The organism is Pseudomaricurvus sp. ABR4_320 (assembly GCF_056159445.1).
Window position 1 is genome coordinate 1 of record NZ_JBSWVF010000097.1, and the last position, 477, is coordinate 477.

Here is a 477-nt window from a genome sequence, read left to right on the forward strand (position 1 = left end):
AATCCCGGTTGATGCTGGGCTTCCGGGACTTTCCAGAGCTCTTTGATGCCGATGCCATAATGCTGAGGCTCTTTGCCGTCATCCAGATTGAATTGGGCGATTAACTGCTTGCCGAGATGGCCGCGGCAGCCTTCCGCAAATAACGTGTATTTGCCGTGCAATTCCATGCCCGGCATATAGGCATCTTTATGCTCACCCGTGGTGCTCACACCCATATCGCCGGTGGCAATCCCTTTGACGCTACCGTCCTCGTGATAGAGCACCTCTGCAGCGGCAAAACCGGGATAAATCTCCACGCCCAGAGCTTCGGCCTGTTCCGCCAGCCAGCGGCATAGATTGCCGAGGCTGATGATGTAATTGCCCTCGTTATGCATGGTCTTGGGCACCAGGGCATTGGGGACCTTCTGGCCTTTCTCCGACGATTTCAGCACATAAATATCATCGTGGGTGACGGGGACAGTCACTGGCGCGCCTTGC

General features: G+C 55.8%; 1 protein-coding gene. It reads right to left on the bottom strand.

Annotated features, from left to right (window positions below):
• On the bottom strand, window positions 1-477 hold a 477-nt coding region (locus ACXAFR_RS27540), incomplete at both ends, for an NAD(P)/FAD-dependent oxidoreductase (RefSeq protein WP_475183426.1).